The organism is Larkinella bovis (assembly GCF_042655385.1).
GTDB lineage: Bacteria > Bacteroidota > Bacteroidia > Cytophagales > Spirosomataceae > Larkinella > Larkinella bovis.
Map to the genome: position 1 here is coordinate 19925 of NZ_JBHSMA010000019.1, position 12924 is coordinate 32848.

General features: G+C 40.9%; 12 protein-coding genes. All 12 read left to right on the forward strand.

Going from position 1 to position 12924, the window contains the following annotated elements; all coding sequences use genetic code 11:
- The first annotated feature begins 383 nt into the window (after positions 1-383).
- Complete coding sequence (locus ACFPMF_RS27365) at positions 384-1373, forward strand: glycosyltransferase family 2 protein (protein ID WP_379851245.1); 990 nt, start codon at positions 384-386, stop codon at positions 1371-1373.
- The gene (locus ACFPMF_RS27370) at positions 1363-2346 is read left to right on the forward strand and encodes a glycosyltransferase family 2 protein (RefSeq protein ID WP_379851248.1); all 984 of its coding nucleotides are present in this window, start codon (positions 1363-1365) and stop codon (positions 2344-2346) included. The genes ACFPMF_RS27365 and ACFPMF_RS27370 overlap by 11 nt, the downstream gene beginning before the upstream one ends.
- Before the next feature lie 18 nt (positions 2347-2364).
- Positions 2365-3321 (forward strand): glycosyltransferase family 2 protein, encoded by a 957-nt coding sequence (locus ACFPMF_RS27375; protein ID WP_379851250.1) that lies wholly within the window; start codon positions 2365-2367, stop codon positions 3319-3321.
- Positions 3318-4418 carry a glycosyltransferase family 4 protein gene (locus tag ACFPMF_RS27380; protein WP_379851252.1) on the forward strand — a complete coding sequence of 367 codons (1101 nt, stop codon included), beginning with the start codon at positions 3318-3320 and terminating at the stop codon, positions 4416-4418. The genes ACFPMF_RS27375 and ACFPMF_RS27380 overlap by 4 nt, the downstream gene beginning before the upstream one ends.
- A gap of 1 nt (position 4419) precedes the next feature.
- The gene (locus ACFPMF_RS27385) at positions 4420-5841 is read left to right on the forward strand and encodes a glycosyltransferase family protein (protein WP_379851254.1); all 1422 of its coding nucleotides are present in this window, start codon (positions 4420-4422) and stop codon (positions 5839-5841) included.
- Between the two features lie 5 nt (positions 5842-5846).
- Positions 5847-6782 carry a glycosyltransferase gene (locus ACFPMF_RS27390; protein WP_379851256.1) on the forward strand — a complete coding sequence of 312 codons (936 nt, stop codon included), beginning with the start codon at positions 5847-5849 and terminating at the stop codon, positions 6780-6782.
- Positions 6779-7405, forward strand: a complete 627-nt coding sequence (hisH, locus tag ACFPMF_RS27395) for an imidazole glycerol phosphate synthase subunit HisH (RefSeq protein ID WP_379851258.1) — start codon at positions 6779-6781, stop codon at positions 7403-7405. The genes ACFPMF_RS27390 and hisH overlap by 4 nt, the downstream gene beginning before the upstream one ends.
- On the forward strand, positions 7398-8159 hold the full coding sequence (locus ACFPMF_RS27400) for an AglZ/HisF2 family acetamidino modification protein (RefSeq protein ID WP_379851261.1): 762 nt from the start codon (positions 7398-7400) through the stop codon (positions 8157-8159). The genes hisH and ACFPMF_RS27400 overlap by 8 nt, the downstream gene beginning before the upstream one ends.
- A gap of 47 nt (positions 8160-8206) precedes the next feature.
- Positions 8207-9367: an N-acetyl sugar amidotransferase gene (locus tag ACFPMF_RS27405; RefSeq protein WP_379851263.1), complete on the forward strand. Its 1161-nt coding sequence runs from the start codon at positions 8207-8209 to the stop codon at positions 9365-9367.
- Positions 9368-9467: 100 nt separating this feature from the next.
- The gene (locus ACFPMF_RS27410) at positions 9468-10499 is read left to right on the forward strand and encodes a lipid II:glycine glycyltransferase FemX (protein ID WP_379851265.1); all 1032 of its coding nucleotides are present in this window, start codon (positions 9468-9470) and stop codon (positions 10497-10499) included.
- Positions 10496-11677, forward strand: coding sequence for a DegT/DnrJ/EryC1/StrS family aminotransferase (locus ACFPMF_RS27415; protein WP_379851267.1), 1182 nt, complete (start codon positions 10496-10498; stop codon positions 11675-11677). The genes ACFPMF_RS27410 and ACFPMF_RS27415 overlap by 4 nt, the downstream gene beginning before the upstream one ends.
- A complete protein-coding gene (locus ACFPMF_RS27420) occupies positions 11652-12746 on the forward strand; it encodes a DUF354 domain-containing protein (protein ID WP_379851269.1) in 1095 nt (364 codons plus the stop codon). Before ACFPMF_RS27415 ends, ACFPMF_RS27420 begins: the two co-directional genes overlap by 26 nt.
- The last annotated feature ends 178 nt before the right edge of the window (positions 12747-12924 follow it).

The window sequence follows — 12924 nt, forward strand, 5'->3', positions numbered from 1 at the left end:
GTCGAGAGATTGATCAACCGAAAATAGCATATTCCCAGAAACCAAAAACTACCTCAATTGTAGCGAATGTTTCGAACCATCACACTTAAGATAAGTCAAGTTTTTGATAAGTATCATCTGTAGCGCATCTATAGGACCACTACAGTTTACTAACTCATGCTGTTGCGTCGGGATAATCTGTTTGTAGGCATCCCAATCATCGGTGTGAAAGGTTGCTTTTTAGCGATACTGCTCAGGTACTGCCTGCCATAACGCCAAGGCACCAGCAGCCCCCCGATCACCGATGTGAACGGCAAGTACTTGACGCACTACCTTAAATTCATCATATTGATGATTTTTTATCAATTATTCAATTTTAATAGTTTTATAATAAATCATTATTTATGATGCCTCCCCCAGTGTTTTCTATAATTATACCTATATATAATGTAGAGTCATACTTGGATAGATGCCTTTTATCAGTAATTAATCAAGATTTTGATAATTATGAAATTATATGTGTAAATGATGGATCAACAGATAGATCATCGGTTATTATAAATAACTATGAGAAAAAAAACAATAATTTATCTATAATTAACCAATGCAATAAAGGTCTATCTGAGGCAAGGAATTCCGGAATAAAAGCATCGATTGGAGAATATCTGCTTTTCTTAGATGGGGATGATTTTTACAATAATGATTCCGTACTTTCCGCACTATTTAATAAAATTAAAATACATAAGTATGACCTAGTTTGCTTTAGGTCTAGTTTGTATTTCGAAGAGACCAACGAATCCTATGAAGATGATCCAGATTTTGTAGATTATCATTCTCCATGGGATTATTTAGATAAAAACATATTCGTTCAAAAAAATATGCATTTTGTTTGTGTGCCGCAACGCTGTTATAGAAAGGAATTTTTATCTAAAAATAAATTATTATTTAAAGAAGATATATTGCACGAAGATATTCCATTTTCAGTTTTGTCTTTTTTTTATGCAAATAGCTTTGCGGTAATGCCAGATCTATTATATGTATATAGAATTAGATCTAATTCTATTATGAGAGTGTTTTCTTTAAAGAAAATATTTGATTCTATTGGCATTGCAAATTTTCTGATTGAGTTCATCGATAAAAATAAGGAACATCGTGCGGTAAATAACCTTTATAAATACTTGGCTGGGTTGTATATTAATGCATATTTACAATTGAACAATAGTGGTAATACTAAAGAATTTAAACGCACTAATTCTTTAGTTAAGTTTCCTTTATTTTGGAAATCGTCTGTTACAATTAAGTTAAAATTTTATTGTTTTTTGATTTTAATTAACCCAAAACTGTTTTTCTTGGCAGTACAAATATTGGCTATAAGAAAAAGATATGCCTCCTAAGCTGATATGTTTAACTCCCGTTAGGAACGAGGCCTGGATTTTGGACGCTTTTTTGAAGTGTACAAGCTTATGGGCTGATTTTATTATTATTGCTGATCAGGGTTCTACTGATGGAAGTAAAGATATTGCATTGAGATATAAAAAAGTGATTCTAATAGAGAATAGTAATACATCAATGCATCAAGCGCAAGTAAGAAAAATGTTATTTGATGAGTCGAAAAAAATTAAAGGCAATAAAGTTATTTTTTCGCTTGATGCAGATGAATTCTTAAGTGGAGATTTTACTAATACTATTGGCTGGGAGTCTATTGTTAGTTCAAAAAATAGTAATATATTTTGGTTTAAATGGATTAATTTGTGTTACCCATATTCGGTTATTGATAAAAAGGAAGCTTGGATGTATTGGGCTTGTAGTGTAATAGATAACGAATGGGATGGTTTTTTTCCATATTTTTATATCCATGAATGGAGATTACCATATCCAAAAAAACGGGCCAATGAAGTATTTATTAATGATATTAAGTTTGTTCATTTTGCTCGGATCAATAAAAAATGTCAGCTAAACAAAGAGATATTCTATCAAGCTATTACTAAATACCATGAGCCAGATATTTGTAATACTACACTTTTTAGGTCTTATAATGATGAAAATAATTATACTACTTTTCCTGTTGACGAATCTCTCTTTTCTTATTACAAGAAAAGAGAGATTGATATTTTTTCTTATTTAAATATTGACGATGAAGGAGTGCATTACCTAGAAGAAGTAAATAAATTTATTAAAATTAAAGGGGTAGAATATTTTTCTGGTTTAAGTATTTGGAACGAAGATTTTTTGATAAAATATAATTTAAAGGATCCAAGGTCTTATTTAATTAAATTTTTACATTATTATTTGCAACTAACTCAAAAATATAAGGCAAACTTATCGATTAGGATTATCGACTATATACTTAAGAGCTTTAAGATATAAATTATATACATTAAACAAATGTTTTCAGTCATTATTCCGATATACAATAAGGCCGATTATCTACATAATTCAATATTAAGTGTTATTAATCAATCCTTTCCTGATTTTGAATTAATATTAGTAAATGATGGTTCGACTGACAATAGTATAAATATAATTTCAAATATAAGTGACCATCGAATAACTATTATAAATCAAGAAAACTTAGGTGCTTCTGCTGCTCGTAATAGAGGAGCAATTGAGTCTAAGTATGAATACTTAACTTTCTTAGATGCTGATGACTGGTGGCATCCAGATTTTCTAACTGAGTTAGTTAACTTAATTTTTAAGTTTCCTGATGCTATTTTGTATGGAACGAATTACTATTATATTAGAAGAGGTAAACGATATATTGAATATAAAGGCTTGCCTAGAAATTTCCATTCTGGATATATTGATTATATCTCTGTATATGGAAAAAGTTATTGTGCGCCTATAAATTGTTCATTCGTAGCTGTTAAAAAGATTTCTTTTTTAGAAAATGGTGGTTTCTGTTTTTTTTTGCACTTTGGAGAAGATTTTGACTTATGGGTACGGTTATCCCTAATTGGAAATATTGCCTACTTAAACAAACCTTTATCATATTCTAATCAAGATGTCAACCTTAATAACCGAGCTATTGGGGGATATAAGTTGTATCGTCCTGAGAACCACTTTATTTTTAACTTATCATACCTACAGCCTTACGAGCAACAACTTCCTAGTCTAAAAAGATTATTGGACGGCTTAAGAGTTCGTTCATTAATCCCCTATTATTTATCGGGGAGCTATTCATCTGAATTACTGGAGGTATTGTCTTTAGTTGATTTTAAATTACAGCCACCATTTTATCAGTTTGTATACCGTTTCCCGCTTTGGTCCGTAAAATTGTTTTTTACTATTAAAAGGCTTGGCTCAAGAGCGAAACACATTATTTATCGTATGAAAGTCCTATGAAGGTTGCTTATATGATTGGTGCCCTGGAACGAGGAGGAACCGAGACGTTATTGTTAGATACAATACGACAAGCAACTCCTGAAGGATTGGACTGTATACTTATTTATCGCAAAGGAGGGGCAATGCTTTCGGAGTTTATACAAACGGGGATAGTAATAGAGCATTTACCGATTCAACATCGGATTGATATCCTCTATGTATTCCGACTCCGAAGAATGTTGCTTAGTCATAGGGTACAAATTATTCATGCGCAAACACCTTTCGATGCATTTCTGGCGTATTGGGCTGTCATAGGAACGCAGATTAGCCTTGTTTTGAGCTTTCATGGATATGATTTCGGCTGGAGTTGGTTTGCTCATCGTATGCTCAAGTTTATAGTTAAGCGAACTGATGTGAATATTTACGTCAGTAACCACTTGCGAAATTACTATGTAGTTGCTTATTCTCTGTCCTGCTTTGACAAACAAAAAGTTATTTATAATGGCATTAATTTTGAAAAACTGGATGTTTCTCATTCGAATACCTTTCGGGAAGAGTTAGGAATATCTCCACCCGAGTTACTTATGGGGTGTATTGGTAATTTTGTTGCCGTTAGAGATCAGCTTACAATTTGTCGATTCTTAGATAAGTTACAGAAGTCCACTATTGATTTTAGGTTTGTTTTCGTTGGCTCCCGAAATTCATCCAATTCATTATATGATGATTGTGTAAAATTCTGCCGTGAGAATGGATTGTTAAATCGGGTCTATTTTGTTGGTTCTCGTCATGATGTTCCCAGAATTTTAAAAAATTTGGATGCTTTCGTCTACGCAAGCAATCACGACTCGTTTGGAATAGCGGTTGTCGAAGCAATGGCCGCTGGTGTGCCTGTTTTCGTAAACGACTGGCCGGTTATGCAGGAAATCACTGAAGGGGGAGGGGCTTACCTATATAGGACAAAGGATAGTGATGATCTATTAGAGAAAATAGTGCCTTTTTGCCAAAATAAACTTTCATACTTAGATAAGGCTAAAAAAAACGCCAGTTTAGTTAAGAATAAATACTCAATTCACCATCATGTCTGCCAGGTAATCCACCTATATAAATCAATTGTTTAGTATGAATGCTGTTAGGGCTCAATATATTCCTTTCTTTTTCTCGAGAAAAAGTGTTCTTACTTTCAGCTCTATTTTGGTTGTTACTTTCTTGATGTTTATAGCCCGTCCCTTAACTATAAGCTCGATTTTATTTAATATTGTTGAAGTGGTTTTATTCTTTTATCTTTCGTCAAAATTATCCAAAAAGTGGGCTAATGTTTCGGTTTCATTGTTTTCGAAACGATTGTTCAGGGTCGCTTTTTTAATTCGATTAATTTGGATACTCTTTAGCTACCTGTACTATAACGCTTTAACCGGTAAGCCCTTTGAGTTTGAGGCTGCTGATTCGTTTGGCTACCACAATGAGGCTGTTTGGTTAGTAGGTTTATTGAAGGACAGTAAATTCGATGTATATTTAGCGTATATTGGTACTAACTATTCGGATATGGGGTATCCGTTTTACCTCGGCATATTCTACTATCTACTTGGTGATGGAGTGTTAATACCCCGTATTTTAAAAGCTATTCTGAGTTCATATACCTGTCTGTTGGTTTACTACATTGCGCGCAATAACTTCAATGAATCGACAGGGCGGATGGCGGGTATCATGGCGATGCTGGTACCCAATCTTATTTATTATTGTGGTATTCACGTTAAGGAAACCGAGATGGTTTTTTTAACTGTCTGGTTTGTTTACCTGGCTGATCAGTTTATTCGTAGCCCCAAAGTATACCTCAGCAGTATTGTTGGTATTGTTTTAGTTGGAGCATCGGTTTTCTTTTTTCGAACGGTCTTAGCGGCTTGCTTGATTGGATCGGTGGGTGTGGCTACGTTTCTTACTTCTAGCCGAATTTCAAAAGGATATAAACGGGTAGTACTCGGTTTTTTGCTGATAGCTGGAGTTTTTTTTATCTACTCAACCCCTTTGGGAAAAACTATTGATGAATACTTGGCAGCGAGTGACGAGAACCTTACTTCTCAAATGAAGAATTACGCTACCCGGGAAGGAGGAGGGGAGAACCGGTTAGCGCGCTACGGATCGAGAAGTATTTTTCTGCCGATGATGCTGATAGCTCCTTTTCCTACATTAGTATATATCCCCGAACAACCAAATGCTATGATGCTGGGCGGGGCGCTGTTTACCCGTAATGTCTACGCTTTTTTCGTGTTGATTGGCTTGGGGACCCTTTTCAAGCGCAAAAAGCTACGGGCGCATATTCTTCTTCTAGCTATTACGTTCTCTTATATTTTCGTTCTGGCTTCGAGCGGTTTTGCCTTATCCGAGCGCTTTCATCTGCCGCTTGTCCCTTTCCTGTTAATTTTGGCTGCGTACGGTATTTCCCAGATGAATCGCAGCAATAAGAAATATTTCGTTCCTTATCTGATGCTGATATCTATAATTATTATCGGCTGGAATTGGTTTAAAGTGGCGGGGCGTTCGTAACAATCGTGCGTATCCTGGTAGTTTGTAGCGGAAATAAACCTGATTTCGATCTTCGATTGCATCAGGCGTTTATTTTTGATCAGGTAGAAGCGTTAAAACAATTCGATTCTACGCTTCAATTTGATTACTTCTTCATTCGCGGGAAAGGGATCAGGGGCTATCTCTCTTGCTTAAGTGAGTTGATTGATCGACTGGAGTCCAGGGTGTATAATGTCGTTCATGCCCACGTGACGATGCCGGCCCTGGTAGCGAATCTGCAACGGCGGGTTCCGGTCATCACTACCTTTCACGGATCGGATATCAACGTGCCTTGGTTGCGGGTGGTTTCGCTGTTTGCAGAATTGCTGAGTCACCGAACTATTTATATTAGTCCGAACCTTGCTAAAAAGGCGGTTTATACGAAGAAAAATAAACACGCAATTATTCCGTGCGGGGTCGATTTTGACTTGTTCAAACCCCGGCCCAAAGGGGAGAGCCGGCAACAGCTGGGGTTGGCCGACCATAAAAGATACGTGCTGTTTTCATCCGGCTTTACCAATCCGGTAAAGAACTATCCACTGGCGAAGGCGGCTATGGATCGGCTTCCGGAGGAGGTAGAATTGCTTGAACTGAAAAACTATACACGGGAGCAGGTTGCCCTGTTGTTCAATGCTGTCGATGTGGCCCTGATGACTTCGCATTCGGAAGGTTCTCCCCAATTTGTCAAAGAAGCGCTGGCCAGCAACTGCCCGGTCGTATCCACCCGCGTGGGTGATGTAGAATCGGTTTTGGGAGACCTCGCCGGGTGCTACCTCACCAGCTACGACGCGGCTGATGTAGCGGCCAAGCTTCAGCTGGTGTTGCAAAACCCAAGACCGATTTCGTCGCGCGAGTCCGTGCGACGGTTTGATAATCGGTTGATTGCCCAGCAGGTCTGGCGAGTGTATCAGCAAGTACGATGAGCACGAAAACCGATATAGTCATTATCGATTACGGCATGGGAAATCTGCGTTCGGTGCAGAAGAAGTTCGACCGCTTGAAGGCCCCCGTTCGGATTTCGTCAGACTGGCGTGAGATTGCCAAAGCCGGGAAGCTGGTCTTGCCCGGGGTTGGGCATTTCGCCAGCGGTGTTAAAAAACTAAAAGGATCCGGTATCTGGGAAGTTCTGAATCAGAAGGTACTGGGCGAGCGGACGCCTATTCTGGGTATTTGCCTGGGAATGCAGTTAATGGCACGGTTTAGCGAAGAAGGAGATGCCGAAGGACTCGGCTGGTTCGATGCAGATGTCGTGCGCTTTGCCGTGAGCGACGACCTGACGTTTAAGGTGCCACATATGGGCTGGAATAACGGTGAGCGGACCCGGCAATCGGCCTTGCTTACCGATGTGCCCGAACAGGCTCTTTTTTACTTTGTCCATTCATACCATATGGTTTGTCGGGACCCGCAGGATGTGTTGACAATGACGACTTACGATTATCCGTTTGTCTCAGCCATTGAAAAGGGTACGCTGTACGGAACACAGTTTCATCCCGAAAAAAGCCACGATTGGGGTGAGAAGTTGATGGCCAATTTCATCCATGTTTAGACCACGCGTTATTCCGTTATTGCTCTTAAAAAACAAGGGGCTCGTCAAGTCGGTCAAATTCAAGGATTATACCTATATCGGTGACCCCATCAATGCGGTCAAGATCTTCAATGACCGCCGGGCCGATGAACTGTTGTTACTGGATATTATAGCCACCAAAGAAGGGCGTTGCATTGATCTTGATTTTGTGCGGCAGGTTGGCGATGAGGCCAATATGCCTTTCGCGGTAGGCGGAGGCATTCGGCGACTGGATGAAATCCGCAACCTGATCAAGGCCGGAGCCGAGAAAGTGGTTATCAATTCCTTCGCCATCAAAGAACCGCACTTTATTAAAACCGCATCGGAAGAGTTTGGCAGTTCGACCATTGTGGTCTCGATCGATATCAAGAAGAAATTTTTAGGCAAACAACAGGTCTACGCTGAAGCAGGCAGCCGCCCCACCGGACTCGATCCCGTTGCCTGGGCGCAACAGATGGAAGCCTTTGGCGCGGGCGAACTGATTGTTACGTCCATTGAGCACGATGGAATGATGCGGGGGTATGACCTGAAATTGATTCGCGAGTTATCGGCGGCCGTACGCATTCCGGTGGTGGCGGCCGGTGGAGCGGGTTGTTTAGCTGATTTGAAGCCCGCTATTCAGTCGGCGCACGCTTCGGCGGTGGCGGCCGGTTCACTCTTTGTGTATCATGGTCCCCGAAAGGCGGTTTTGGTAAACTACCCCAACCCCGAAGCACTGGTAACCTTATTTAGCTAATCAGCCATCGTTATTCTATCCCTTTTTTATTAGAGAACAGATCAATCATGAAAGTTTGTGCAAAAGGTGTGTGGGATGAGACGATTCCCGGAATTGTATTCGATGAAAACGGGGTGTCGAACTTCTGCCGGCTGCAGGAGAAGATGATGGCCGATTACCCAAGAGGAACGCAGGGGCAGGCCGATTGGGAGAAGCTGGTCGTTGAAATGAAAGCGGCCGGTAAAAACCGGCGCTACGATTGCATCGTGGGTGTCAGTGGCGGTGTCGATAGTTCGTATCTGCTGCATCTGGCCCACCAGTACGGTTTGCGGCCCTTAGCGGTCAATCTGGACAATGGCTTTAACAGTGAAATTGCGGTTCAGAACATTTATAAGGTAACGTCCAAACTGGGCATCGACCTAGAAACGTATGTAATCGATTACGAAGAGATAAAAGACCTGCTCAGGGCGTATATGAAAGCGGGCATGCCCTGGATCGATACGCCGACGGATCTGGCCATTAAAGCGACCATGTACAAAGTAGCGCGTTCGGAAGGGATTCGCTATATTCTGCGGGGCAACGATTTCCGGTCGGAAGGGAAACAGCCGAAAGAATGGACCTATGCCGATGCGAAGCAATTGCGGTTTATTCATCGGCGGTTTGGTGCTGGTGTTCCCCTCAAAACCTATCCGTTGCTAACCCTATTTACGCTGGTCTATTCGGGCCTGGTTCGGGGAATCAAGGATATCAGGCCGTATTATTACCTGGCGTATAAAAAACAGGACGCTAAACAGTTGATGATGGAGCTTTACGACTGGCAGGATTACGGCGGGCACCACCACGAAAATCTTTTCACCAAGTTCTCTATGGCCTACTGGCTGCCCCGGAAGTTTGGTATCGATAAACGGAAGATCAACTTATCGGCCCAGGTACTCAGTCAGGCCATAAGCCGGGAAGAGGCTCTGGCGCAGTTACAACGTTCCTTTGCGACCGATGAGGAATTAGAACTCACCCGGGCTTACGTCCAGAAAAAGCTGGACCTCTCCGACCAGGAGTTTCAGCAAATCTGGACCGCTCCGGCTAAAAAAATATTCGATTACCCTTCTCATTATGAATTGATTTTTAACTCAGTCCGACGGCTCCGACCACTGCTGAAAAAATTATACGCCTTTACACCGATGTCGGTATCGGCCAACGCAATGCTCGACGCCAAACCTCAACGCTCGTGAATTTGCTGTTCGGGCATAGACCAATTATACTCTACCTAACCCGAGGACCATTGAAGACAAATCCCGACTACCAAACCGTGTTTCAGAGTCTTGCCTATTCATGAGTACGTCCAATCGGTATCAGTTTTTTAGTGCAGTTACACTTGATCAGAAGACGGAAGAGCAGATTACCTCATTCCTGGCAGATTGTCAGGGCTTTCATTATTTCCAGTCCCCTTATTTTTTTAGAGTTTCGGAGGTATCGAAGAGACTGACTCCGTTATATCTGATTGCCAAAGACGAAGACGAGGTTTGTGGAGTGATCTTATTGATTCGGCAAGTTCAGTCAACCCTGCCCATACTTTCATTCCTCTCCAGTCGACTTATAATCTGGGGGGGGCCTGTGGTAAAAGACAATTCCCCGGAAATTTTAGAAGGTTTACTCCGGTATTATCTGACACATCATCCGATTGCCATCTACACCCAAATACGAAATTTAACGGATACGGAACCGTATAAAAATTCGTTTATCAGGGCGGGATTCCAATATGAAGAACATTTGAATATCCTTGTTAATCTGATTCATTCAGAAGAAGATCTGTGGAAAGATGTTGTCACCAAACGACGCAATCAGATCAGGCGAGCCGAGAAAGAAGGTTGTACGGTTCAACAACAAGTCGCGTTGCCGACCTTACGCACCTGTTATGCGATCCTACAGGAGGTGTATCGGCGCACCAAAATTCCCTTACCCGATTTTAGTCATTTTGAGTCGCTATGGGCTCTTTCCAATGAGCGGGCTGGTTTACGTATCTTCACGGTGAGTTGGGAAGGTCAGATTATTGGGTGTATGCTCTGTTTAGCCTATGGGGACTGGCTCTTTGATTATTATGCCGGCGCCTTTAGCAACTATTATAAAAAGTTTCCGAATGATTTGCTGCCCTGGGCAGTCTTTAAATGGGCAAAACAGAACGGTTTTACGCGATTTGACTTTGGAGGGGCTGGCAAACCGGGTGTGCCCTATGGTGTCAGAGACTATAAACAGCAATTTGGGGGCGAATTAGTCGGTTATGGGCGCTACGAGCGAATGCATTATCCGCGTTTGTTCCGAATGATTAAGAAAGGTTATCGTATCTGGCAACGGTATTCCGAATGATTCCACGGTTTAGTTATTCTTTTTCGATAGGCGAGTTTTGGGATTCTCTGAAGAGCTTAATACCTCGCGAAACGACCAGCACAGATTGTTTTCGTGAATTCTTCCCGTCGGCAGCTGTATATGAAATTTCAAGTGCCAGGCTGGGTATTCAATATGCCTTGCAGGCGTTTCAATTGAAACAAAAAGCCAGGATTGGGATACAGCCATATACCTGCTCATCAGTCATGGCAGCTATTACAGCTGCTGGCTTCAGGCCGGTATTTATTGATATAACCAATGAGTTGACGCTTGACTGTGACGATCTTGAAAAAAAGGTGAATTCACTGGATGCGCTGATTGTGACTCATACGTTTGGTATTGCAGCCGATATTGATCAGATCAAAAAGAAAGCAGGGCATTTGCCAATTATTGAAGATTGTGCCCATGCCTTTCTTAGCCGATATAAGGGCATTCCGGTAGGGCGTTTTTTTGATATAGCCGTGTTTTCTTTTGGCTATGGAAAGTTCCCAACCTTAGGCCATGGCGGTTTGCTGGTTGTTAACAACAAAACCTATCAGTGTCACATCGCCGAAAAAATAAATCAACTGAAACCGCCTACAACCTGGGCCGAGCTAGCTTTTATTGGCCGGCGGCTGACTCATTCATTAATTTATTCGAGAATAGGATATCGCACACTTCATGTGGTACTAGGCCAATATATAGCGAATAAAAATAAACGTATTCAGTCAAGTGCCTTTATTGAAATTCAGCCGTTTAAGTCTGTGCAGCTTATGCTTAGAAAAAAATGGAAATTTTTTACCACCTGGTCCCTAGCCCAACAACAAAATGCTTTACTAATTCACAATTCTGTTTCATCTCTCTCTAAAAGTATATATATAATAAATAAGCCTGGAAATTGGCTAGGTGTTGTTTTGTATTGTGAGGATAGAGATCATCTGTATAGATATTTAATTCAACAAGGTATAGGCGCGGGTAAGCATTTCCAATATGCTATGGCTTGGGCCACTACGTTTGGCTATGTGAACGGCTCCTGCCCAATGTTTGAAAAAATCGTTACCCAAATACTTACTATTCCCTGTAACCATCGGCTGCGAAAAAAAGATTTGCACAAAATCAAGCATGCGTTGGCCATATATATACCGGAGTTATTTTATGAAAAAGAAGAAAATACTGATTGATATTAACCACCCGGCTCATGTGCATTTATTTAAAAACTTCATCGCTGAAATGCGTCAGAAAGGACACCTGATAATCATTGCGGCTAAAAATGTTAAAGCTATTAAAGATCTACTGAGGTCGTATGAGTGCGATTACATTGATATGGGGTCTAAAAAAGATCAAATGGTTGCTAAATATTTTTATGAGTTTATTCATGTACTAAAACTGTTGTTTGTTGTCATTGCACATCGGATTGATTACGGCATTGGGGTCTCTATGGCTTTACCAATGGTTTCGAAAGTAACCACTATGAAATCTTTTGCTTTGGATGATGACGATTTAACAGTTACGCCCTTATTTGGCAAAGCGGTTTCATTGGCTACTGTAATTTTAACCCCTCATTCACTGGCCTTTGAAGACCGGGGAAAGGCTCACATTTGTCATCAAAGTTATCATGAATTGGCTTATCTGCACCCGAAGCGGTTCAAGCCAGACCCATCGGTATTACAGGAGTTAGGCATGGCACCTGGTGATACGTATTTCATTCTACGATTTAATGCATTTAAAGCACACCACGATACCGCTGCGGTTGGCCTATCACTGGAGCAGAAACTGGCGCTGGTCAATTTGCTTAAACCGTACGGGAAATTGTTTATTACAACAGAACGAGCTATAGAGCCTGAATTGGAAATGTTTCGGCTCCCGGTTACTCCTGAAAAAATTCATACCCTAATGTATCATGCAACACTCTTCATTGGTGATAGTCAAACCATGGTTTCTGAAGCGGCTTTATTAGGTACACCGTCTGTTAAACTGAATTCCTTTGCCGGACGACTGTCGGTACCGAATGAAATTGAAAATCGGTATGAACTCTGTTATTCGTTTCTTCCCCGCGATTTTGAAGCGATGCTTCAGAAAGTCAGCGAGCTATTAGCTATGAAGGACTTAAAAAATGTCTGGCGTTATCGACAAGAAACGATGCTGGCGGATAAAATTGACCTGACTTCATTTTTAACCTGGTTTGTTTCAAATTACCCGCACAGTTATGCTCAAATGAAAAGTAATACAGCTTGCCAATATAGTATTTAAGGGGGCTTAAAATAGATGATTATTTAGGAGGATCAAATAGAATGTATAAGGTTATAGAGGTGTGAATTAACTTGTAATGAATCCTATCTCCTTTTTATGAAAGAAGGCCTGCACCAGTTCTGGGGTTTCCGCCAAATGTTTAATTTGACTAAGAACCGCTGTGGTTAGCTCTTCCAAG

Coding starts and splice junctions, on each gene's coding strand:
- ACFPMF_RS27365 (WP_379851245.1), top strand. CDS start 384: ATGATGCCTCCCCCAGTGTTTTCTATAATTATACCTATATATAATGTA.
- ACFPMF_RS27370 (WP_379851248.1), top strand. CDS start 1,363: ATGCCTCCTAAGCTGATATGTTTAACTCCCGTTAGGAACGAGGCCTGG.
- ACFPMF_RS27375 (WP_379851250.1), top strand. CDS start 2,365: ATGTTTTCAGTCATTATTCCGATATACAATAAGGCCGATTATCTACAT.
- ACFPMF_RS27380 (WP_379851252.1), top strand. CDS start 3,318: ATGAAGGTTGCTTATATGATTGGTGCCCTGGAACGAGGAGGAACCGAG.
- ACFPMF_RS27385 (WP_379851254.1), top strand. CDS start 4,420: ATGAATGCTGTTAGGGCTCAATATATTCCTTTCTTTTTCTCGAGAAAA.
- hisH (WP_379851258.1), top strand. CDS start 6,779: ATGAGCACGAAAACCGATATAGTCATTATCGATTACGGCATGGGAAAT.
- ACFPMF_RS27400 (WP_379851261.1), top strand. CDS start 7,398: ATGTTTAGACCACGCGTTATTCCGTTATTGCTCTTAAAAAACAAGGGG.
- ACFPMF_RS27405 (WP_379851263.1), top strand. CDS start 8,207: ATGAAAGTTTGTGCAAAAGGTGTGTGGGATGAGACGATTCCCGGAATT.
- ACFPMF_RS27410 (WP_379851265.1), top strand. CDS start 9,468: ATGAGTACGTCCAATCGGTATCAGTTTTTTAGTGCAGTTACACTTGAT.
- ACFPMF_RS27415 (WP_379851267.1), top strand. CDS start 10,496: ATGATTCCACGGTTTAGTTATTCTTTTTCGATAGGCGAGTTTTGGGAT.
- ACFPMF_RS27420 (WP_379851269.1), top strand. CDS start 11,652: ATGAAAAAGAAGAAAATACTGATTGATATTAACCACCCGGCTCATGTG.